We start from the raw sequence: 20,784 nt of genomic DNA, 5'->3' as shown, positions 1-20,784 counted from the left end.
CGTTCGGTCCTCCAGTGAGTGTTACCTCACCTTCAACCTGCTCATGGCTAGATCACTAGGTTTCGGGTCTAATACAACGAACTTGGCGCCCTATTCAGACTCGCTTTCGCTACGCCTTCGCCTATCGGCTTAAGCTTGCTCGTTAAATTAAGTCGCTGGCCCATAATACAAAAGGTACGATGTCACCCAGAACGAATCTTGGGCTCCATCTGTTTGTAGGTGTCCGGTTTCAGGTCTATTTCACTCCCCTCGTCGGGGTGCTTTTCACCTTTCCCTCACGGTACTGGTTCGCTATCGGTCGCTGAGGAGTACTTAGGCTTGGAGGGTGGTCCCCCCGTGTTCAGACAGGATTGCACGTGTCCCGCCTTACTCGTGGATACATCATCGCATTACTCGTACGGGGCTATCACCCTCTGAGGCCCAGCTTTCCTGACTGGTTCCGATTGTCTTTGATGTATCACTGGCCTGGTCCGCGTTCGCTCGCCACTACTAACGGAGTCTCTGTTGATGTCCTTTCCTCCAGGTACTTAGATGTTTCAGTTCCCTGGGTTTGCTTGAAACCTCCTATGTATTCAGAAGTCTCATACCTTCTCTTGATAACCGGAAATCCAAAACCTCGAGGGTCATGGTCCCGATCATTTCTGGTCGAACACCAAGACACAAGGTCTTGGAGTTCCGGCTATCGAAGGTGGGTTTCCCCATTCGGAAATCCGCGGATCAAAGCTTCTTCGCAGCTCCCCACGGCTTATCGCAGCGTAGCACGTCCTTCATCGCCTCTCAGCGCCAAGGCATCCACCGAACACCCTTAAGGCACTTGATTGCTCTCATTATCAATGTCCACACACTCGGCAGAATGTTGTCTGCAGAATTGCCTTGCGGCACGCGCCCTCGATGAGCGCTATCTGCAGCCGGACATTGACTAGAAAGACCAGCTTGCTTCGTAAGATCGTTCCGATAGCGAGGCGGTCAAGCTTCGCTAAAAGGATCATTTTACAACTCGCATTCAACCTCACGGCTGAAAGCGAGCGCCGAAAATGATCCGGAGATAATGAAGGCTCGCGCAACGATATGCTGCACGACCCAACTCGGATCGATCTCCTCTTTACGATGTCAGAAAACACGCAGTTCACTGTCTATCCAGACTAGTGAATGCGAAGTGATGTTTCGCGGACGACGGTACATGATCTCGGTGATCAAACCATCTGGTGGAGCCAGACGGGATCGAACCGACGACCTCATGCTTGCAAAGCACGCGCTCTCCCAGCTGAGCTATGGCCCCGTAACCAGAAGACGAATGCTCACTCGATCTAAGTGGTGGGCCTGGGAAGACTTGAACTTCCGACCTCACGCTTATCAAGCGCGCGCTCTAACCAACTGAGCTACAAGCCCTAACGCTATCCTTTTCAGGACTAGGGTCTTGCGTGCATGCATCGGCGACCAGCGCAGATGCAATCGCACAGCGCAGCCCCGGCGCGTGTTCGTCCGCGAAGAAAGAGAAACGAAGACGGCGAAATCCCGCCAATGCAGCTCAACGATCTGGCGATCTGTTGGCCACTGATGTTTCTAAAACGATCCGATAGTGAGCGTGAGCTCGCTGAAGGATCATCCTTAGAAAGGAGGTGATCCAGCCGCAGGTTCCCCTACGGCTACCTTGTTACGACTTCACCCCAGTCGCTGACCCTACCGTGGCCGGCTGCCTCCCTTGCGGGTTAGCGCACCGTCTTCAGGTAAAGCCAACTCCCATGGTGTGACGGGCGGTGTGTACAAGGCCCGGGAACGTATTCACCGTGGCGTGCTGATCCACGATTACTAGCGATTCCAACTTCATGGGCTCGAGTTGCAGAGCCCAATCCGAACTGAGACGGCTTTTTGAGATTTGCTAGGACTTGCGTCTTCGCATCCCATTGTCACCGCCATTGTAGCACGTGTGTAGCCCAGCCCGTAAGGGCCATGAGGACTTGACGTCATCCCCACCTTCCTCGCGGCTTATCACCGGCAGTCTCCTTAGAGTGCTCAACTAAATGGTAGCAACTAAGGACGGGGGTTGCGCTCGTTGCGGGACTTAACCCAACATCTCACGACACGAGCTGACGACAGCCATGCAGCACCTGTGTTCCAGGCTCCGAAGAGAAGGTCACGTCTCTGCGACCGGTCCTGGACATGTCAAGGGCTGGTAAGGTTCTGCGCGTTGCGTCGAATTAAACCACATGCTCCACCGCTTGTGCGGGCCCCCGTCAATTCCTTTGAGTTTTAATCTTGCGACCGTACTCCCCAGGCGGAATGCTTAAAGCGTTAGCTGCGCCACTAGTGAGTAAACCCACTAACGGCTGGCATTCATCGTTTACGGCGTGGACTACCAGGGTATCTAATCCTGTTTGCTCCCCACGCTTTCGTGCCTCAGCGTCAGTACCGGGCCAGTGAGCCGCCTTCGCCACTGGTGTTCTTGCGAATATCTACGAATTTCACCTCTACACTCGCAGTTCCACTCACCTCTCCCGGACTCAAGATCTTCAGTATCAAAGGCAGTTCTGGAGTTGAGCTCCAGGATTTCACCCCTGACTTAAAGACCCGCCTACGCACCCTTTACGCCCAGTGATTCCGAGCAACGCTAGCCCCCTTCGTATTACCGCGGCTGCTGGCACGAAGTTAGCCGGGGCTTATTCTTGCGGTACCGTCATTATCTTCCCGCACAAAAGAGCTTTACAACCCTAGGGCCTTCATCACTCACGCGGCATGGCTGGATCAGGGTTGCCCCCATTGTCCAATATTCCCCACTGCTGCCTCCCGTAGGAGTTTGGGCCGTGTCTCAGTCCCAATGTGGCTGATCATCCTCTCAGACCAGCTACTGATCGTCGCCTTGGTGAGCCATTACCTCACCAACTAGCTAATCAGACGCGGGCCGATCTTTCGGCGATAAATCTTTCCCCGTAAGGGCTTATCCGGTATTAGCACAAGTTTCCCTGTGTTGTTCCGAACCAAAAGGTACGTTCCCACGCGTTACTCACCCGTCTGCCGCTGACGTATTGCTACGCCCGCTCGACTTGCATGTGTTAAGCCTGCCGCCAGCGTTCGCTCTGAGCCAGGATCAAACTCTCAAGTTGGACTTGAACTTTGAACCGGCTGATCACAACGTTTGACGAGGTCCCACCATACTCGCGAAGCGATTCACATCGCTTGCGAACTGACCTCAATGAAGAGGCCATGGTGTTACCTTTGAAACGTGTACCGCCGAAGTCTTTCGTCCGGTCTCGATCAGAAAAGCCGAAGCTTTTCAGAAGCGAGACCCGCAAGGACTCCGCCGTCCACGTTTCTCTTTCTTCATCTTCACTTGTCAAACAGCCCGGGACCGTGGAGGCCCCAACCTTCCTGGGAGGAAGGGTTCCGACACCCTTACCGACGATGAATGAACTCCAACCGACTGGTGTCGATTGTTGTGTTCACTCAACAAGGTGAGGAGCATCAGTGGCGCGTTCGCTCGCCTTGGTCAGTGACCCGGCGGCGCCGCGCTCAGTGGTTGGGGTTATAGGCCCCACCTTCCGGGCTGTCAACGCCAATCGTCAACAAATCGTCGCACAGTGGATTGGCTAAAAAATTCGCGCGATTCCAGGCAGTTAGAAGGGCAAGGGGCGCGCGGACGGAGGTCGCGCGGAGAAAAAACTGAAAAAAAGTTTGCGCCCCTGCGGGCTCCGGAGGGGGCTTAGGGGGCACTTGGGAAGGGACTTGGGAGGTGGCTTGGGAGGTGGCTTGGGAGGTGGCTTGGGAGGGGGGCTTGGGAGGGGGACTTGGCAGGGGGACTTGGCAGGGGGACTTGGCAGGCGGCTTGGGGCGCCCTTCCGAGGCGGCCTCCCGCGCCCGTTCCTTCAGGAAACTTTTTCCATATTTGGCGCCGTACTTGAGCCACAATCCCGCGGCGTTCTGATAAGAGACAAGCTTGAATCGCGGGATGCCAGTGGGGGCTGCCGGCGGTTTTCATGGGGTCAGAGGAAGGCGATCTTGCAGATGACGCGGCCTTCTTCCGGCGTTCGAGAGACATCGAGAGACCTTTTTCCGTTTAGCTGTTCGTAATTTCGGCCGGCCCGTCATCGGGGCCTTCTGACCGCGAACGCCTATGCGGCTTGCTTTTTCCTGCGATATGCCTCGAAGAGGGCGACCGGGAAGAGGCTCGAGGCGGGGCTTTTGGGTCGTTGATTTGGGGGACTTGGGTTGAACCACAGGACGTCACGCGGCGCTTACGGGCGTGAGACCGGGATCATCGATCTCGGCCACGAGCCGCCGCTGTCCGTCGATGGTTCTGAGGCCGCCGTCATCGATCGCCGCCGCGTCTCGGTACAATGGTTCAGCGGGACGATTCTGACCGGACTCTGCGGCGCGGCCCTGATCGGCGGCGCCGTTTTCGCGTCACTCGACGGCGAGATGACCTTCGCCAAGGTGCCGGAGCGGGTCGAAGGCGCGCTGCGCGGTGCATTCGGCGCAGCCGATCGCGCCGCCTCGCTGCACAAGAGCGACCGGCTGCCGCCGCCGAGCGAATCCACGGCGTCGCGCAACATCGTCCGCGTCTCCACGGTCGCCCGCGTCGGCAACCGCGACGTGATGCGGGTGCGCCCCTTCGTCCGGATCGCCGGCAATCTGTCGATGACGACGAGCGATCTGTCGGCGAAGATCCCGCCGTTCAACGCCCAGCGCCTGCTCACCGACGTCGGCGCCGATCCGAAGACCGCCTCCGATGATCCGAACAATCCGGAAGCGGTCGAGCCCGACGCCGAGGTCTCCTTCGTCACCAAGGACCTGTCGCCGGTGCTGCCGAAGGCCAAGATTTCCGCGGTGGTGGCGCTCGACGACATCCTGATGCGGGTGCGCGATGCCGCCAATTGGCGCGGCAATGGCGGGGTCCGCTACGCCTCGCTCGCCAATGCCACCGCCGACGTCTCCGGCGCGACCGGGGCGTCCGACATGAAGATGGCCTACGCCACCGAAGTGTCGTCGGCCGATCCCTATGCCGGCTTCGAGACGCGCGTGGTGCCGGAAAACGTCACGCTGCTGCCCAAGACCAAGGAGCAGATCACCGGCGGCAATCCCAACGGCGAACGCGTCCACATGGTCAAGAAGGGCGACAGCGTCGCTGGCGTGCTGCGCGATCTCGGCGCCACCGCCGACGAGATCAAGGCGATCACCGCAACGCTCGGTCCGCGCGGCCGCGACGGCGGCCTGAAGGAAGGCGAGAAGCTCCGCATCCTGATGGCGCCCGCCAGCCCCGGCGCCCGCCTGCAGCCTTATCGCGTGGTGGTTGCAAACGACACCATGGTCGAGGCGATCGCGGCGCTGTCCGATCTCGGCAAATACGTCGCGGTCGACGTCTCCAGCATGAACACCGTCGCCGACGCAGCGGCCAGCGCCAACAGCGACGACGATGACGACGATGACGGCTCCGGCGTGCGGCTCTACCAGAGCATCTACGAGACCGCGATGCGCAACAAGGTGCCGATGCCGGTCATCGACGACATGATCAAGATCTATTCCTACGACGTCGATTTCCAGCGCAAGGTGCAGCCGGGCGATTCCTTCGACGTGTTCTACGCCGGCGAAGACGAGGGCGTGACCGCGAGCGAGAAGAACGAGGTGCTGTTCGCTTCGCTCACCGTCGGCGGCGAGACCAAGAAATACTACCGCTACCAGAGCCCCGACGACGGCGTCGTCGACTACTACGACGAGACCGGCAAGAGCGCGAAGAAGTTCCTGGTCAGGAAGCCCGTCAACAACGCCATCATGCGCTCCGGCTTCGGCGGCCGCCGCCATCCGATCCTCGGCTATGTGAAGATGCACACCGGCGTCGACTGGGCCACCGCCTACGGCACGCCGATCTTCGCCTCCGGCAACGGCATGATCGAGAAGGCCGGCCCCGAGGGCGGCTACGGCAAGTACATCCGCATCAAGCACTCCAACGGCTACGAGACCGCCTACGGCCACATGTCGGCCTTCGCCAAGGGTATGGAAGTCGGCAAGAAGGTGCGGCAGGGCCAGGTGATCGGCTTCGTCGGATCGTCGGGCCTATCGACCGGCCCGCACGTCCACTACGAGATCCTGGTCAACGGCCGCTTCGTCGATCCGATGCGCGTGAAGCTGCCGCGCGGCCGGTCGCTGGAGGGCCCGATGCTGGCGAGCTTCGAGAAGGAGCGCGACCGGCTCGACGGCATGATGAGCGGCCGCGGCGGCGCCATCGCCCGCATGTCGGACGCAACCGGCGGGCCGCTGCAGGTCATCAACCGCTAAGCCAGCTGAGTGGACTTCGTGGCGAGGCGGCTTGCCGCCTCACATCAGGTGCCGCGCGTTCCGCTCCTTCATTCAATTTCCCTGGAACCGCAAGGAACACGCCGGACGGTGGCCCGGTTATTTTCGCATGAGGGGGCGGAGCTGATGGAGGATGTCATGGAGAACTGGACGAACGCAAAATGGTGCGACGTCGCCAATCTGGTCCTCGGCGCATTCCTGTTCTTCTCGCCCTGGATATTCGGATTCGATGCCGGAGTAGCCTCTCAGAACGCGTATGTCGCGGGCATTGTCATTGCGATCCTGGCCATCGCGGCGCTCGCAGCCTTCGCGGTGTGGGAGGAGTGGCTTAACCTGATCGTCGGCCTGTGGACGCTTATTGCGCCTTGGGTGCTCGGGTTCCAGGGCGCCAAGACGGCAATGACGGTGCACGTCGTGGTCGGCATCCTGGTGGCTGTGCTTGCTGCGGTCGAACTCTGGATGATGTCCCAGAACCCGCCGCGGCTGACGACAGGCCGGTAGCAGGCGAAGCCCCGTCCGCACCACGGCGCGGGCGGGGCCATTATGCATTTCACTTCCGCCGTCTCCGGCAATCCGGCGCCGGAGAGCTACGGCAGCGCCCACGCCCGCACGATCACGAAGACGATCCCGATCGCCGTCAGGCCGAACGAGACGGCCGCCAGCGGCAAAAGGACATCGATCGCGGCATGCGAACCGCGAAGTTTTGCACCCCAGACCTTGAATTCGCCGGCCTCCCAGTCGTGCAGTGAGGTCGGCCCCAGATGCGGCTCGTACGGCATCCGATACCTCCTCCAGAGCCGCGAAAGGGCCCAGGGCAGCAGGATCGCGACTACGAACAGCAACGTGACGAGGCCGAGGGAAAGACTGATGTCACTGCTGCGGTCAAACACCACCCAGGCCATGAACGCGAACCATACGACAAGGCCGACCGCTGCCCCGTAGATCTTGGGATGAAGCTCGTCAAAGACACGATGATGGTGGGCGACAAGATCTTGTTTCATGGCAATATCCTGCGCTGCTCTGGGGCAACCCCAGTCCGCCGCACCAGTTTCATCAAATCGAAGGGTTCCGGCGCCCCTCGTCGGGCTGGGACGATGGAACGGTTGGACGCTCAATCGCGATTGCCGCGCGGCCACTTGCTGGAAGGCCCGATACGCAAACCTCGAAAGACCGCGGCGGGCTCGAAGCGATGATGAGCGGCCGCAACGGCGCGATCATCCGGATATCGAATGCGAGTTGGATGCGACGCTAGTGCTGTGTCTCTGACGTCTGATTCACTCAAATGTCATTCCGGGACGTTCATTCCGGGCGCAACTAAGGCGTGAGCTATGATGCGCAATTGCGCATCAGAGAATCCATTTACCCGCGTACTCTGTGGCCCAACGGATTCCGGGCTCCCTCGCCCCGCTCGGGCCCGGAATGACGGAATGAACTGTCGGAATCACAACACCAGTGAAATGAAGTCGCTTCAGTGCGTCACAACGTCAAGTTTCGTTTGCCAAAGCCGTGTGATGGGCGAATACTTTCCGAAAAATGGGAGGTCTCGCCATGAAGAACAGGCTCGCCTGCGCAGCTCTGGTTAGTGCAATTTTTTCCATCACGAGCGCATCGGCCGAGACATTGCCGGCAACCTGGGAGGTCACCAAACTCGTCCCGGGCTCCGCATTCCACGGCGTACATGGGCTCGGCATCGACAAGGCCGGCCATCTGTTCGCCGGCAGTGTCGCGGGCGCCGCGCTCTACGAGGTCGACATCGCGGGCGGTACCGCCAAGGTTGCAATCCCCGCTCCGATCGGAATGGCCGACGACATCGCGTTCGCGCCCGACGGCACCATGGCCTGGACCGGCTTCCTCGCCGGCGATCTTTACGCGCGCAAGGGCGACGGCCCGATCAAGAAGCTCGCTTCCGGTCTTCCCGGCATCAACTCGCTCGCCTTCCGCAAGGACGGCAGACTCTACGCCACCACCGTCTTCCTCGGCGACACGCTCTACGAGATCGACGTCGAGGGCGTCAAACCGCCCCGCCAGATCATGGAGAAGATGGGCGGCCTCAACGGTTTCGAGTTCGGCCCCGACGACAAGCTCTACGGTCCGCTCTGGTTCAAGGGACAGGTCGCCAAAGTCGACGTCGACAAGGCCGAGCTGACAGTCGTCGCCGACGGCTTCAAGGTCCCGGCCGCGGTGAACTTCGATTCCAAGGGCAACCTGTTTGTGGTCGACACCGCGCTTGGCCAGCTCGTCCGCGTCGATCCGAAATCCGGCGCCAAGACGATGGTCGCGCAACTGAAGCCGTCGCTGGACAATCTCGCGATCGACGACAAGGACCGCATCTACGTCTCCAACATGGCCGACAACGGCATCCAGGAGATCGATCCGGCGACCGGTCAGGCGAAGCAGATCATCATCGGCAAGCTGGCCCTGCCCGGCGGCATCGGCGTCACCTCGGAGAATGGCAAGGATACGATCCACGTCGCCGACGTATTCGCCTATCGCACGGTGGACGGTGCCACCGGCGAGGTCACCGAGAAGGCGCGCATGCACGCCGCCGGCGTCACCCTCGAATATCCGATGAGCGCGACGGCGAAGGGCAACGACGTGGTGCTGTCGAGCTGGTTCACCGGCACGGTGCAGGTGATCGACGGCAAGACCGGCGCAACGCGCGACATGCTGCACGGCTTCAAGGCCCCGCATGACGCGATCGTGCTCGCGGACGGCAGCATTCTGGTGGCCGAGCTCGGCACCAAATCGCTGGTCAAGGTGAGCGGTGAGCATGGCAAGGATCGCGCCACGCTGATCGGCGATCTCGAGGGACCGGTGGGTCTCGTCGGCGGATCGGACGGCGAGGTCTACGTCACCGAAGCCTTCTCTGGCGTGGTCTCCCGGATCGACCAGAACGGCGCGAAGACCGTGCTCGCCAAGGAGCTGAAAATGCCCGAAGGCATCGCGCGCGCCAGCGACGGCAAGCTGGTCGTGGCGGAAGTGGGCGCCAAACGATTGATCGAGATCGCGCCGGAGACCGGCAAGGTGACGGAGATCGCGGCCAATCTCCCGATCGGCCTGACGGGCGCGCCGGGCGGCCTGCCGACGCATATCCCGACAGGCGTCGCGATCGGCGCGAGCGGCGTTATCTACTTCAGCTCGGACGTGGAGAACGCGATCTACAAGGCTGTGAAGAAGTAACATCCGCCCAAGAAGACCTGACCGCGGAACCCACGCGCGGGTTCACGGTTAGACGCTGACGGAAGCCGACCAGCAGGAGGATCGCCCATGACGCGCCTCTCACGCGACGATGTCATCAAGGCTGTGGACCGGGCCGACGACGTCACCATAGCCCAGATCATCGGAACCGGCGCGACCGTCGAGGAACTCGCCGAAGCCCAGGCCTGGCTCGCCAACGACGAGCCGATGATCAACGATTTGCGGCCGCTGGCGCAGGGACGGGTGCGCGAGCTGGTGGATATTTTGTCGGAGCTGGAGGAGGTTGACGACGAGGAAGGTCCGGCCTCTCCGGGCCCCGCGTCCGCAGTCAGCTAAAGCCTGATCCGGAAAAGTGCGCAGCGGTTTTCCGAAAAGATCATGCTCAAACAACAACCTAAAGCGCGATGACGATTCATCCTAATCTCATCGCGCTTTAGCAGCAGATCCCACCCAACAATTCGCCCCGGAGAGGTGAACCTCTCCGGGGCGGCCTGTTGTTTAAGGTGGCAGAAACGATCAGTTCAGCTTCCGCTTCGCCACCGGCGCCTCGAACTGGGCGATCTTCGCGGTTTGCGGCGCCTTGCCGTTGAAGGTCAGCACGTTGCCTTCGGACGAGATCGCAACGCTGTCGCCGTCCCTGACGTCGCCGGCGAGGATCATCTCGGCGAGCGGGTCCTGGAGGTGACGCTGGATCACGCGCTTGAGCGGGCGTGCGCCGTAGGCAGGATCCCAGCCCTTGGCCGCGAGCCAGTCGCGCCCTGCGGCATCGAGCGTCAGCACGATCTTGCGATCGGTGAGCAGCTTCTGCAGCCGCGCGAACTGGATCTCGACGATCCGGCCCATCTCGCTCTTCTGCAAGCGGTGGAACAGGATGATCTCGTCGACGCGGTTGAGGAATTCGGGGCGGAAATGCCCACGCACCATTCCCATCACCTGCTCGCGCACGGCCGAGGTGTCCTCGCCTTCCGGCTGGTTCACCAAAAATTCCGAACCAAGGTTCGAGGTCATGATGATCAGCGTGTTGCGGAAATCGACGGTGCGGCCCTGGCCGTCGGTCAGGCGGCCGTCGTCGAGCACCTGCAACAGGACGTTGAAGACGTCAGGATGCGCCTTCTCGATCTCGTCGAACAGCACCACCTGGTAGGGCCGGCGCCGCACCGCTTCGGTGAGCGCGCCGCCCTCGTCATAGCCGACATAGCCCGGAGGCGCGCCGATCAGACGCGAGACCGAGTGTTTCTCCATGTATTCGGACATGTCGAGGCGGACCATCGCGGTCTCGTCGTTGAACAGGTACTCCGCCAAGGCTTTCGTCAGCTCGGTCTTGCCGACGCCGGTGGGCCCCAAGAACATGAACGAGCCGGTCGGCCGGTTCGGGTCCTGCAGGCCTGCACGCGAGCGGCGCACGGCGGTTGCGACCGCACGCACGGCCTCGGCCTGGCCGACGACGCGCTTGCCGAGCTGCTCCTCCATCTTTAGGAGCTTCTCCTTCTCGCCTTCCAGCATCTTGTCGACGGGCACGCCGGTCCAGCGCGAGACCACCTGCGCGATGTGGTTGGCGGTAACCGCCTCCTCCATCATCTCGCCGGCGTTCTCCTTAGCCTCGATATCCGCAAGCTTCTTCTCGAGCTCCGGAATCCTTCCATAGGCCAGCTCGCCGGCCTTCTGGAATTCGCCGCGCCGCTGGGCGTTGGCCAGCTCGACACGCAAGCCGTCGAGCTCGGCCTTCAGCTTCTGGGCATCGGAGAGCTTGCTTTTCTCTGCGCTCCAGCGCGCCGTCAGGGCCGCAGACTTCTCCTCGAGCTCGGCAAGATCCTTCTCCAGCGTCTGGAGCCGGGTCTTGGAGCCGGGATCGCTTTCCTTCTTCAGCGCCTCCTGCTCGATCTTGAGCCGGATGATCTCGCGATCCAGCGAATCCAGCTCCTCCGGCTTGGAATCGACCTGCATCTTCAGCCGCGCCGCGGCCTCATCCATGAGGTCGATCGCCTTGTCGGGCAGGAAGCGGTCGGTGATGTAGCGGTTGGACAGCGTCGCGGAGGCCACAAGCGCGGAATCGGAGATCCGCACGCCATGGTGCTGTTCGTACTTGTCCTTCAGCCCGCGCAGGATCGAGATGGTATCCTCGACCGACGGCTCGCTGACGAAGATCGGCTGGAAGCGCCGTGCCAGCGCCGCGTCTTTCTCGACGTGCTTCTGGTACTCGTCGAGCGTGGTCGCGCCGATGCAGTGCAGCTCGCCGCGGGCGAGCGCCGGCTTGAGCAGGTTGGAGGCGTCCATCGCGCCGTCACCCTTGCCGGCGCCGATCAGCGTGTGCATCTCGTCGATGAACAGGATGTAGGTGCCCTCGCTCGCGGTGACTTCCTGGAGCACGGCCTTGAGGCGCTCCTCAAACTCGCCGCGGTATTTCGCACCGGCAATCAGCGCACCGAGGTCGAGCGACAGCAGCTTCTTGTCCTTCAGACTCTCCGGCACGTCACCATTGACGATGCGCAGCGCGAGGCCCTCGGCGATGGCGGTCTTGCCGACGCCGGGCTCACCGATCAGGACAGGATTGTTCTTGGTCCGGCGCGATAGCACCTGGATGGTGCGGCGGATCTCCTCGTCGCGGCCGATGACCGGGTCGAGCTTGCCGTCGCGCGCCGCCTGGGTCAGGTCGCGGGCATATTTCTTCAGCGCGTCATAGGCGTTCTCGGCGGTCGCGGAGTCCGCGGTGCGACCCTTGCGCAGCGCCTCGATCGCCGCATTGAGATTTTGCGGGGTGACACCGCCCTTGTTGAGGATCGTGCCGGCCTCGCTGGACTTCTCCAGCGCAAGACCGAGCAGCAGCCGCTCGACCGTGACAAAGCTGTCGCCGGCCTTCTCGCCGGCCTTTTCGGCGGCATCAAAAGTGCGGGCGAGCTCGGGCGCCAGATAGATCTGACCGGCGCCGCCGCCGGAGACCTTCGGCACCTTGTTCAGGGCGTCCTCGGTCGCCTTCAGGATCGCACGGGAATTGCCGCCGGCTCGGTCGATCAGACCGGAAGCCAGCCCCTCAGTGTCGTCCAGCAGGACCTTCAGCATGTGCAGGGTCGAGAACTGCTGGTGCCCCTCGCGCATCGCAAGCGACTGCGCGGACTGGATGAAGCCCCTGGAGCGTTCGGTGTATTTCTCGATATTCATTGTCTTTTCTATCCCTCGGCCTGCCCCTGGGGCCCTCTAAGGCACCCCAAATGGCATCTTCACTGGGTTTCCGATTACCGCATTGACGTTTCTCAACCGGTAACGGGTCTCTTTTGCCGGCGTGGCCGCCGGCCTGAGGCAAATGTGGGAAGCGGGTTGCGGATGCGAAAGAGGCGAGTTCACAATTTCGTGCGCTCATGGGCCGCTTGGCGCGGGCCCGTCGAATCCCCTAAGTAGCGGCATGACAGCCAGCCGCACCGCCGAGATTACCGGCCTCTACCGCTACCCGATCAAAGGCCTGACCCCGGAACGCCTGACCCGCGTCGCCTTGCGGAGCGGCCAGACCCTGCCCGCCGACCGCCGCTACGCCATCGAGAACGGGCCGAGCGGGTTCGACCCGGAGGCGCCGCAGTGGAAGCCGAAAATCCAGTTTCTGATGCTGGCGCGCTATGAGCGGCTGGCCTCCCTCGACAGCCTGTTCGACGACGCGACCAACCGCCTGACCATTCGCAAGGACGGCCAGATCGTCGCCAGCGGCGATCTCGAGACCGCTGCCGGCCGCGCCGCCATCGAGAGCTATTTCAACGAGAACTTTCAGCCGGAGCTGAAGGGACCGCCGAAGGTCCTGTCCGGCCGCGACCACAGCTTTTCCGACGTCGCCCGCAAGGTCGTATCCATCATCAATCTCGACAGCGTCCGCGCCATCGAGACCATGCTGGGCGGCGCCGCAGTCCACCCCCTGCGCTTCCGCGCCAATCTCTACCTGAAGGGCTGGCCGGCCTGGTCGGAGCTCGACCTCGTCGGTCAGACGCTTGCGATCGGTGACGCCCGGCTGAAGGTGGTCAAGCGCATCGTCCGCTGCCCGGCCACCAATGTCGACCCCATCACCGCAAAGCGCGATCTCGAAATCCCGCCCACGCTCTCGCGCAATCTCGGCCACATGGACTGCGGCATCTATGCCGAGGTGATCGAGGGTGGCGAGATCGGCGTCGGCGATGCGGTCGCGGTGGAAGAGCCGAGATCGGTGTGACGAGGCACCGCTGCCGTAGGGTGGGCAAAGCGAAGCGTGCCACCCTTCCTGCTAGCGAACGCTGACGCACCGCCGGTGGGCACGGCGCTCTTGCGCCTTTGCCCACCCTACGGCTCCGTCGTTAATTCGGCATCACATACGCATAGATCCGACCGCGCGAGACCGGCGCCTCGCGGACGCGGTTGCCGTCGTTGCCGGAGATCATGATCGGATTTCCCTTTGCATCGACGCCGGTGATGATGCCGACATGGCCGCCCCGGCCGCCGCGCGACATCACCGCGATGGCGCCGACCTGCGGACCGGAGACGCGCGTGCCGTAGCGCGCGAACGAGCTCGCCATGTCGGAGCCGGTGCCCTGATGCCCGGTGTGCTGCAGCACCATGTTCATGAAACGCGCGCACCACAGGCTGCCGCGTCCGGTCGGATTGCCGCCGAGATAGCGGCGCGCCTCGGACACGAGGCCCGATCCGCCGCCGAAGCCGCCGTTGCTCATCGCGTTGTTGGCCATGCCGCCGCTATTGGCGTTCGGATCATAGCTCGCCTGGGTGTTGGCGAATCCACTCGCCTGCAACTGCGTCGCGCTGCGCTCGAAGCGCGAGCTGCGTGCATGGTGGCGGTATTGATGATGTCTGGCCTGATGCACGTAAACGTGCCGCTCTGCGCTATGACGATGATGCGGCCGCGCTGAGGCCGGAGAAACGAGCACGGCGACCGCCGCGAAGAAAAGCGCCAGCGCGACAACACAACGCGACAGGCGATACGCAAACAACTCAAACATTCTTCATCCTTGATTAACACCCCCACTTCCCATCGGCCCGTGCGGCGGCCGACATCCGAAAGGCCGTTAAGCCGTCCCATGTGGCGAGAAAAAGACGCCGCGTCGGCGAATAGCTGCGATGATTTTGCGTCAATACTCGTCTGATGCTGCCGTATTGCGGACAACAGCATTAACTGCGATCCTCCAAATGCGGCTTGAAGAGAGGGAAACGGTTAATGCCCCACGCCACGACCAGGGACGACGTCCGCATCTATTTCGAGGAGGCGGGCCAGGGATCGCCGATCATTTTTCTGCACGAGTTCGCGGCTGACTACACCAATTGGGAGCCGCAGATACGCTACTTCTCGCGCGCTCATCGCTGCATCACTTACTCTGCGCGCGGCTACACACCCTCGGACGTGCCCGATGGCGAGGTCTATACCTACACACATTTCTACACCGATGCGCTCGCGGTGCTCGATCATCTCGGGATCGAGCGCGCGCATCTCGTCGGCCTGTCGATGGGTGCCTACTCGTCGCTCCAGATCGGGCTCAACGCGCCGCAGCGCGCATTGTCGATGACGCTGGCCGGCGTCGGCTCGGGCTCGGAGATCGAGAATCTCGACGCCTGGCGCAAGCAGTGCCGCGCCAATGCCGAGCAGTTCGAGACATCTGGCTCCGCGGAAGTCGCAAAGGTCACGCGCGAGGCGCCGAGCCGGATTCCCTTCCTGGTGAAGGATCCGCGCGGCCACGCCGATTTCTACGCCGCGCTGGCGCGCCACGACGCCAAGGGATCGGCGCGCACCATGCGCGGCTTCCAGGGTGGCCGTCCCTCGATCTACACGATGACGGACGCGATCAAGCGCGCCTCAACGCCGGCGCTGATCATCTGCGGCGACGAGGACGACCCGTGCGTCGGCCCGAGCCTGTTCTTGAAGAAGCACCTTCCGGCGGCCGGGCTCGCGATGTTTCCGAAGTCGGGCCACGTGCTCAATCTCGAAGAACCCGCGCTGTTCAACGAGAGCGTGGAGCGGTTCGTCACGCTGGTGGAAGCGGGCCGCTGGCCGGTACGCGATGCGAGGTCGGTGGCGCACTAGAACGAAGGCGTGGCCACACACGCCGTCATTGCGAGCGCAGCGAAGCAATCCAGGGTCTTTCCGCGGAGGGATTCTGGATTGCTTCGCTGCGCTCGCAATGACGAAAAGCTACTTTCCCTGCCCGCGGCTCAGCAAGAACACGCCCTGCTCGCCGAACATGTTCCACACCCACCACGGCAGGTTCAGCGGCACCGGGCGGCCGTAGAGGTCGAGCGCGACCGAGCGCTCCATCTTGACGTTGATCTCGTCGCAGAGCTCGACGAAATCCTTGATGGTGCAGAAGTGGATGTTGGCGGTGTCGTACCAGGTCGCCGGCAGATTCTCGGTGCGCGGCATGTGGCCGCCGATCAGGAGCTGGAGCCGCATCTTCCAGAAGCCGAAATTCGGGAACGAGACGATGGCGCGGCGGCCGATGCGCAGCAGGTTCTCCAGCACCACACGCGGCTGCCGCGTCGCCTGCAGCGTCTGCGACAGGATCACGTAATCGAAGGCATCGTCGGGATAGTTGACGAGGTCGGTGTCGGCGTCACCCTGCACCACCGCAAGCCCCTTGGCGACGCAGCGGTTGACGCCCTCGCGCGACAGCTCGATGCCGCGGCCGTCGATGCCGCGCGTTTCCAGCAGCTGGAGCAGATCGCCCTCGCCGCAGCCGACGTCGAGCACCTTCGAGCCCGGCTTGACCATCTCGGCCACGAGCAGATGGTCGGCGCGAAACTGACCGGACGGCCCGGCCGCAACGCCGTTCAACGGCAGCACTTCCTGTACGGACATTCTAGCCACCTTTGCCGTCGAGACCGCGTGCCTTGCCTGCCGATTGCAGGAAGGCACGCGAGATGTCGAAGAATTCGGGCACGTCGAGCAGGAAGGCGTCGTGACCGCGATCGGTCTCGATCTCGGCGAACGACACCCGAGCACTCGACGCATTCAGCGCGTGCACCAGCGCGCGCGATTCCGAGGTCGGAAACAGCCAGTCGCTGGTGAAGGAGACCACGCAGAAGCGCGTCTTGATGCCCGCAAACGCCTTCGCCAGCACGCCACCATGATCGGCGGCGATGTCGAAATAATCCATCGCGCGTGTCAGATACAGATACGAGTTGGCGTCGAAGCGCTCGACAAAGGACGAGCCCTGATAGCGCAGATAGGACTCGACCTGGAAGTCGGCATCGAACGAGAAGGTCGGCAGCTCACGGTCCTGCATGCGGCGGCCGAACTTGCGATGCAGCGCGGCGTCGGAGAGATAGGTGATGTGCGCCGCCATGCGCGCCACCGCGAGCCCGCGATGCGGATGGATGCCGCGGTCGGCATAGCCGCCATTGTGCCAGTCGGGATCGGCCATCACGGCCTGACGGCCGAGCTCGTGGAAGGCGATGTTCTGCGCCGAGTGCCGCGTCGAGCAAGCAATCGCCAGTGCGGAGTACACGCGAGCAGGATAGGCCGCGGTCCATTGCAGCACCTGCATGCCGCCCATCGAGCCGCCGACGACGGCAAACAGCGTGTCGATGCCGAGCCGGTCGATCAGCATCGCCTGCGCGCGCACCATGTCGGGAATGGTGATAACAGGGAAATCGAGGCCCCAGACCTTGCCCGTGGCGGGATTGATCGACGCCGGCCCGGTCGAGCCCATGCAGCCGCCGATCACGTTGGAGCAGATGATGAAGTAGTGCTTGGGATCAATGGGTCGACCGGGGCCGACCAGCGTCTCCCACCAGCCGGGCTTGCCGGTGACGGGATGCACATTGGCGACATGCTGGTCGCCGGTCAGCGCATGGCAGATCAGAACGGCGTTGGAGCGATCGGCGTTCAATTCGCCATAAGTCTGGTAGGCGATCTGGAACGGCGACAGATCGATGCCGCAATCGAGCCGCAGCGGCTGATCGGCGCCGAAACGCATAACCTGCGAACTCGGATGATCGACCTCGTGTGACCGATCATCGGTGCTGATCGCAGGACTCGGTATCGACTTGACGCTACCCATTTTGACCATCGACCTCGTTTGCGATCGGACTTCAGACCGCAGTGACATCAGGCCATGAAAAACCCGGCCTGAACGATAGGTTCGGCCGGGATCGGAAGCGTCCCCGGCCTGTTTAGCGAGTTTTTTAACGTGGCTGCAAGCCGGCCGGCTCAAATGACCACGGAACAGGCAAAAACTACCGTCTGGGGCGGTTTTCGTCAAGTCGCGGCCCGGGTCAACCGGATTTGCCTTCGAGCGGTCGATCGAAAAGGCCGTCATTTCTCTTTGCTTTCGCTGCCTATCCTGCCTAATCAGGATAGACCGCAGCTGACCGCTTTTGCGGATCGGCACCTCTCAACAGCCCTTTGTCAGTCATGTCCCAACGTCCGCCCGCGCCACCATCGCTTCAGGAATTGCGCAAGGAGATCGACGCGATCGACGAGGGCATGCATCGCCTCCTGATGCAGCGCGGCGACATCATCGACCGCCTGATCCAGGTGAAGCAGACCCAGGAAGTCGGCTCGGCGTTCCGCCCCGCGCGCGAGGCTTCCATGATGCGCGAGATCGTGCAGCGTCATCGCGGCATCCTGCCGCTCGACACGGTCGAGAGCATCTGGCGCGTCATCATCTCGACCTTCACCTATGTGCAGGCGCCGTTCTCGGTGCATGCCGACATCTCGGTGAGCGAGCCGGCGATGCGCGATTCCGCGCGCTTTCATTTCGGCTTCACCGTGCCTTACGTCGCGCATTTCAGCGCGCAGGCGGCGGTCGAGGCGGTGGCGAAATCCAAGGGCGACCTGGCGCTGGTCTCGGCGACCTCGAGCCGCACGCCGTGGTGGCTGGAGCTGGAAGCCGACGGCGCGCCCAAGATCATCGCGCGGATGCCGTTCGTCGAGCGCGCCGACCATCCGGCCGCACTGCCGGTGTTCGCGATCTCGCGCGTCGCCGACAGCGCCCTGGTGACGGAGGTCGAGACCTTCAGCGTCCGCGTCTCCGGGTGGAACGCCGAGGTCGCGCGCGCGCTGTCGCCGCTTGCCGAGATCGTGGCAGTGCCCGATACCGCCTTCGACGGCGCGGCATTGCTGGTCTCGGTCACGAGCGCGACCAGCATCGACAAAATCAAGGCTGCCCTGATCGAGGCGGGGGCCTCGGTGCGCTCCACGGCCCTCGTCGGCAGCCACGCAACGCGCTATACGGTGCCCCCGACCGGGCCAAAATCGTAGATCGCGAACCGCCTGAAGCCACTTTCGGAGTTGAAGATGTCCCGCCCCGTGCCGAATCCCGGCATTCTCGACATTGCGCCCTACACGCCCGGCAAGAGCCCGGTGGCGGAGCCGGGCCGCAAGGTGTTCAAGCTCTCGGCCAACGAGACGCCGTTCGGGCCCTCGCCCAAGGCGATCGAGGCGTTCAAGCACGTGGCGGATCACCTGGAAGACTATCCGGAAGGCACCTCGCGCGTGCTGCGCGAGGCGATTGGCCGTTCCTTCGGTCTTGACCCCAACCGCATCATCTGCGGCGCCGGGTCGGACGAGATCCTCAATCTGCTCGCGCACACCTATCTCAGCCAGGGCGACGAGGCGATCTCCACCACCCACGGCTTCCTGGTCTACCCGATCGCGACCATGGCGAACGGGGCCAAGAACGTGGTCGCGCCCGAAACCAACTTCACCGCCGACGTCGACGCCATCCTCAAGGCCGTGACACCGCGGACAAAACTGATCTGGCTCGCCAATCCCAATAACCCGACCGGCACCTATCTGCCGTTCGACGAGGTCAAGCGCCTGCGCGCTAGCCTGCCGTCGCACGTGCTGCTGGTGCTGGATGCCGCCTATTGCGACTACGTCTCGCGCAACGATTACGAGATGGGGATCGAGCTCGTCGCCACCACCGAGAACACTGTGGTGACGCACACCTTCTCCAAGATCCACGGTCTTGCGGCGCTGCGCATCGGCTGGATGTTCGGGCCCGAGCACATCATCGACGCGGTCAACCGCATCCGCGGTCCCTTCAACGTGTCGACGCCGGCAATGTATGCCGCAGTCGCCGCGATCGAGGATACCGCGCACCAGGCGATGTCGAAGCAGTTCACCGAGACCTGGCGCAATCGGCTGACAGAAGAGATCGGCAAGCTCGGGCTGAAGGTGACGCCGAGCGTCGCCAATTTCGTGCTGATCCACTTCCCTTCCGACAGGGGCAAGACCGCGGACGATGCCGACGCTTACCTCACCAAACGGGGCCTGGTGCTGCGCGCGCTGAAGAACTACGGCCTGCCGCATGCGCTGCGCATGACCATCGGTACCGAGGAGGCCAACCGCCTCGTGATCGAGGCCCTGCGCGACTTCATGGCCGGCAAATGAGTGCGCAGGCGCACTTCCAGCGCGTCGCGCTGATCGGCTTCGGCCTGATCGGCGGCTCGATCGCGCGTGCGGCGAAGCTCCAGGGCTTAGCTGGCGAGATCGTCACCACCGCGCGCTCGGAGAAGACGCGCGCGCGGGTCGCCGAGCTCGGCATCGTCGACCACGTCGTGGCGACCAATGTGGAAGCAGTGAAGGATGCCGATCTCGTCATCCTCTGCATTCCCGTCGGCGCCTGCGGCGAGGTGGCGCGGGAGATCGCCGCGCATCTCAAGCCGGGCGCGATCATCTCCGACGTCGGCTCGGTCAAGGGCGCGGTGGTCAGGGACATGGCCCCGCATCTGCCGCAGGGCGTGCATTTCGTGCCGGCGCACCCGGTCGCAGGCACCGAGCATTCGGGGCCGGATTCCGGCTTCGCCGAGCTCTTCATCAACCGCTGGTGCATCCTGACGCCGCCGGAAGGCGTCGATGCGGCTGCCACCGATCGCCTGCGCGCCTTCTGGGCGGCGATGGGCGCCAAGGTCGAGGTGATGACGCCGGATCATCATGATCTCGTGCTCGCGATCACCAGTCACCTGCCGCATCTGATCGCCTACACCATCGTCGGCACCGCCGACGAGCTGGCGCAGGTGACGGAATCCGAGGTGATCAAATTCTCCGCCGGCGGCTTTCGCGATTTCACCCGCATCGCGGCCTCCGATCCGACGATGTGGCGCGACGTCTTCCTCGCCAACAAGGAGGCCGTGCTGGAAATGCTCGGTACCTTCACCGAGGACCTCGCCAAGCTCACCCGCGCGATCCGCCGCGGCGACGGCGAAGCCCTGTTCGACCACTTCACCCGCACCCGCGCCATCCGCCGCGGCATCGTCGAGATCGGCCAGGATTCGGCCGCGCCGGATTTCGGCCGGCCCCATGCGGCGCTGAAGAAGCCGTAGCGAAACTGCTCATTCTTC

At 62.9% G+C, this 20,784-nt stretch carries 14 protein-coding genes, 2 tRNA genes, 2 rRNA genes and 1 riboswitch (1 of these 19 only partly in view); of the genes, 9 read left to right on the top strand and 9 right to left on the bottom strand.

Annotation, left to right across the window (positions count from 1 at the left end; genetic code table 11):
- From LRP30_RS04100 to LRP30_RS04085, 4 genes are all read right to left on the bottom strand, one after another.
- Positions 1 to 820 (bottom strand): 23S ribosomal RNA (locus LRP30_RS04100); it reaches 2,027 nt to the left of the window's first position.
- A gap of 383 nt (positions 821 to 1,203) precedes the next feature.
- Positions 1,204 to 1,279, bottom strand: a tRNA-Ala gene (locus tag LRP30_RS04095).
- A gap of 33 nt (positions 1,280 to 1,312) precedes the next feature.
- Positions 1,313 to 1,389 (bottom strand) — tRNA-Ile (locus LRP30_RS04090).
- A gap of 223 nt (positions 1,390 to 1,612) precedes the next feature.
- Positions 1,613 to 3,101: ribosomal RNA gene (locus tag LRP30_RS04085) — 16S ribosomal RNA — on the bottom strand.
- The 16S and 23S rRNA genes sit together here with 2 tRNA genes alongside, the layout of an rRNA operon.
- Before the next feature lie 1,102 nt (positions 3,102 to 4,203).
- On the opposite strand from LRP30_RS04085, the gene LRP30_RS04080 reads away from it, so the two are divergent.
- A complete protein-coding gene (locus LRP30_RS04080) occupies positions 4,204 to 6,267 on the top strand; it encodes a M23 family metallopeptidase (RefSeq protein WP_249759438.1) in 2,064 nt (687 codons plus the stop codon).
- A 156-nt stretch (positions 6,268 to 6,423) separates the two neighbouring features.
- On the top strand, positions 6,424 to 6,786 hold the full coding sequence (locus LRP30_RS04075; RefSeq protein WP_128931233.1) for an SPW repeat protein: 363 nt from the start codon (positions 6,424 to 6,426) through the stop codon (positions 6,784 to 6,786).
- An 86-nt stretch (positions 6,787 to 6,872) separates the two neighbouring features.
- Here the strand turns inward: LRP30_RS04075 and LRP30_RS04070 are convergent, their stop codons facing one another.
- On the bottom strand, positions 6,873 to 7,286 hold the full coding sequence (locus LRP30_RS04070; protein ID WP_249759437.1) for a hypothetical protein: 414 nt from the start codon (positions 7,284 to 7,286) through the stop codon (positions 6,873 to 6,875).
- Positions 7,287 to 7,833: 547 nt separating this feature from the next.
- On the opposite strand from LRP30_RS04070, the gene LRP30_RS04065 reads away from it, so the two are divergent.
- The gene (locus tag LRP30_RS04065) at positions 7,834 to 9,465 is read left to right on the top strand and encodes an SMP-30/gluconolactonase/LRE family protein (RefSeq protein WP_249759436.1); all 1,632 of its coding nucleotides are present in this window, start codon (positions 7,834 to 7,836) and stop codon (positions 9,463 to 9,465) included.
- Between the two features lie 87 nt (positions 9,466 to 9,552).
- The gene (locus tag LRP30_RS04060; protein WP_249759435.1) at positions 9,553 to 9,819 is read left to right on the top strand and encodes a hypothetical protein; all 267 of its coding nucleotides are present in this window, start codon (positions 9,553 to 9,555) and stop codon (positions 9,817 to 9,819) included.
- Positions 9,820 to 9,999: 180 nt separating this feature from the next.
- On the opposite strand, the gene clpB is transcribed toward LRP30_RS04060, so the two are convergent.
- Positions 10,000 to 12,639 (bottom strand): ATP-dependent chaperone ClpB, encoded by a 2,640-nt coding sequence (gene clpB, locus LRP30_RS04055; protein WP_249759434.1) that lies wholly within the window; start codon positions 12,637 to 12,639, stop codon positions 10,000 to 10,002.
- Between the two features lie 241 nt (positions 12,640 to 12,880).
- Here clpB and LRP30_RS04050 point away from each other — a divergent pair, with 241 nt between their 5' ends.
- Positions 12,881 to 13,669: an MOSC domain-containing protein gene (locus LRP30_RS04050; protein ID WP_249759433.1), complete on the top strand. Its 789-nt coding sequence runs from the start codon at positions 12,881 to 12,883 to the stop codon at positions 13,667 to 13,669.
- A gap of 121 nt (positions 13,670 to 13,790) precedes the next feature.
- On the opposite strand, the gene LRP30_RS04045 is transcribed toward LRP30_RS04050, so the two are convergent.
- Positions 13,791 to 14,447 carry a TIGR02594 family protein gene (locus tag LRP30_RS04045; RefSeq protein ID WP_249759432.1) on the bottom strand — a complete coding sequence of 219 codons (657 nt, stop codon included), beginning with the start codon at positions 14,445 to 14,447 and terminating at the stop codon, positions 13,791 to 13,793.
- Positions 14,448 to 14,662: 215 nt separating this feature from the next.
- Here LRP30_RS04045 and LRP30_RS04040 point away from each other — a divergent pair, with 215 nt between their 5' ends.
- Positions 14,663 to 15,523: an alpha/beta hydrolase gene (locus LRP30_RS04040; protein WP_249759431.1), complete on the top strand. Its 861-nt coding sequence runs from the start codon at positions 14,663 to 14,665 to the stop codon at positions 15,521 to 15,523.
- 108 nt (positions 15,524 to 15,631) lie between these two features.
- Here LRP30_RS04040 and metW read toward each other — a convergent pair whose 3' ends face one another.
- Complete coding sequence (gene metW, locus LRP30_RS04035) at positions 15,632 to 16,294, bottom strand: methionine biosynthesis protein MetW (RefSeq protein WP_164939296.1); 663 nt, start codon at positions 16,292 to 16,294, stop codon at positions 15,632 to 15,634.
- A gap of 1 nt (position 16,295) precedes the next feature.
- The gene (locus LRP30_RS04030; RefSeq protein WP_128931224.1) at positions 16,296 to 17,498 is read right to left on the bottom strand and encodes a homoserine O-acetyltransferase; all 1,203 of its coding nucleotides are present in this window, start codon (positions 17,496 to 17,498) and stop codon (positions 16,296 to 16,298) included.
- Between the two features lie 91 nt (positions 17,499 to 17,589).
- Positions 17,590 to 17,669: riboswitch (SAM riboswitch) on the bottom strand.
- 182 nt (positions 17,670 to 17,851) lie between these two features.
- Between LRP30_RS04030 and LRP30_RS04025 the strand changes: the two genes are divergently transcribed.
- The 3 genes from LRP30_RS04025 to LRP30_RS04015 are packed head-to-tail and all read left to right on the top strand — an operon-like array spanning position 17,852 to position 20,766.
- Positions 17,852 to 18,700, top strand: a complete 849-nt coding sequence (locus tag LRP30_RS04025) for a chorismate mutase (RefSeq protein WP_128931223.1) — start codon at positions 17,852 to 17,854, stop codon at positions 18,698 to 18,700.
- A 36-nt stretch (positions 18,701 to 18,736) separates the two neighbouring features.
- Positions 18,737 to 19,834: a histidinol-phosphate transaminase gene (hisC, locus tag LRP30_RS04020; RefSeq protein ID WP_249759430.1), complete on the top strand. Its 1,098-nt coding sequence runs from the start codon at positions 18,737 to 18,739 to the stop codon at positions 19,832 to 19,834.
- Positions 19,831 to 20,766, top strand: coding sequence for a prephenate/arogenate dehydrogenase family protein (locus tag LRP30_RS04015; protein WP_128944415.1), 936 nt, complete (start codon positions 19,831 to 19,833; stop codon positions 20,764 to 20,766). Before hisC ends, LRP30_RS04015 begins: the two co-directional genes overlap by 4 nt.
- Positions 20,767 to 20,784: the final 18 nt, after the last annotated feature.

The organism is Bradyrhizobium sp. C-145 (assembly GCF_023375135.1).
GTDB classification, from domain to species: domain Bacteria; phylum Pseudomonadota; class Alphaproteobacteria; order Rhizobiales; family Xanthobacteraceae; genus Bradyrhizobium; species Bradyrhizobium zhanjiangense.
Note: the sequence above shows the minus strand (reverse complement) of the source record. Positions and strands in the feature narration are given on the sequence as shown.

What these genes read in the sequence shown, in the direction of transcription:
- LRP30_RS04075 (WP_128931233.1), top strand. Translation starts at nt 6,424, where the DNA reads ATGGAGAACTGGACGAACGCAAAATGGTGCGACGTCGCCAATCTGGTC.
- LRP30_RS04070 (WP_249759437.1), bottom strand. Translation starts at nt 7,286, where the DNA reads ATGAAACAAGATCTTGTCGCCCACCATCATCGTGTCTTTGACGAGCTT.
- LRP30_RS04065 (WP_249759436.1), top strand. Translation starts at nt 7,834, where the DNA reads ATGAAGAACAGGCTCGCCTGCGCAGCTCTGGTTAGTGCAATTTTTTCC.
- LRP30_RS04060 (WP_249759435.1), top strand. Translation starts at nt 9,553, where the DNA reads ATGACGCGCCTCTCACGCGACGATGTCATCAAGGCTGTGGACCGGGCC.
- clpB (WP_249759434.1), bottom strand. Translation starts at nt 12,639, where the DNA reads ATGAATATCGAGAAATACACCGAACGCTCCAGGGGCTTCATCCAGTCC.
- LRP30_RS04050 (WP_249759433.1), top strand. Translation starts at nt 12,881, where the DNA reads ATGACAGCCAGCCGCACCGCCGAGATTACCGGCCTCTACCGCTACCCG.
- LRP30_RS04045 (WP_249759432.1), bottom strand. Translation starts at nt 14,447, where the DNA reads ATGTTTGAGTTGTTTGCGTATCGCCTGTCGCGTTGTGTTGTCGCGCTG.
- LRP30_RS04040 (WP_249759431.1), top strand. Translation starts at nt 14,663, where the DNA reads ATGCCCCACGCCACGACCAGGGACGACGTCCGCATCTATTTCGAGGAG.
- metW (WP_164939296.1), bottom strand. Translation starts at nt 16,294, where the DNA reads ATGTCCGTACAGGAAGTGCTGCCGTTGAACGGCGTTGCGGCCGGGCCG.
- LRP30_RS04030 (WP_128931224.1), bottom strand. Translation starts at nt 17,498, where the DNA reads ATGGGTAGCGTCAAGTCGATACCGAGTCCTGCGATCAGCACCGATGAT.
- LRP30_RS04025 (WP_128931223.1), top strand. Translation starts at nt 17,852, where the DNA reads ATGTCCCAACGTCCGCCCGCGCCACCATCGCTTCAGGAATTGCGCAAG.
- hisC (WP_249759430.1), top strand. Translation starts at nt 18,737, where the DNA reads ATGTCCCGCCCCGTGCCGAATCCCGGCATTCTCGACATTGCGCCCTAC.
- LRP30_RS04015 (WP_128944415.1), top strand. Translation starts at nt 19,831, where the DNA reads ATGAGTGCGCAGGCGCACTTCCAGCGCGTCGCGCTGATCGGCTTCGGC.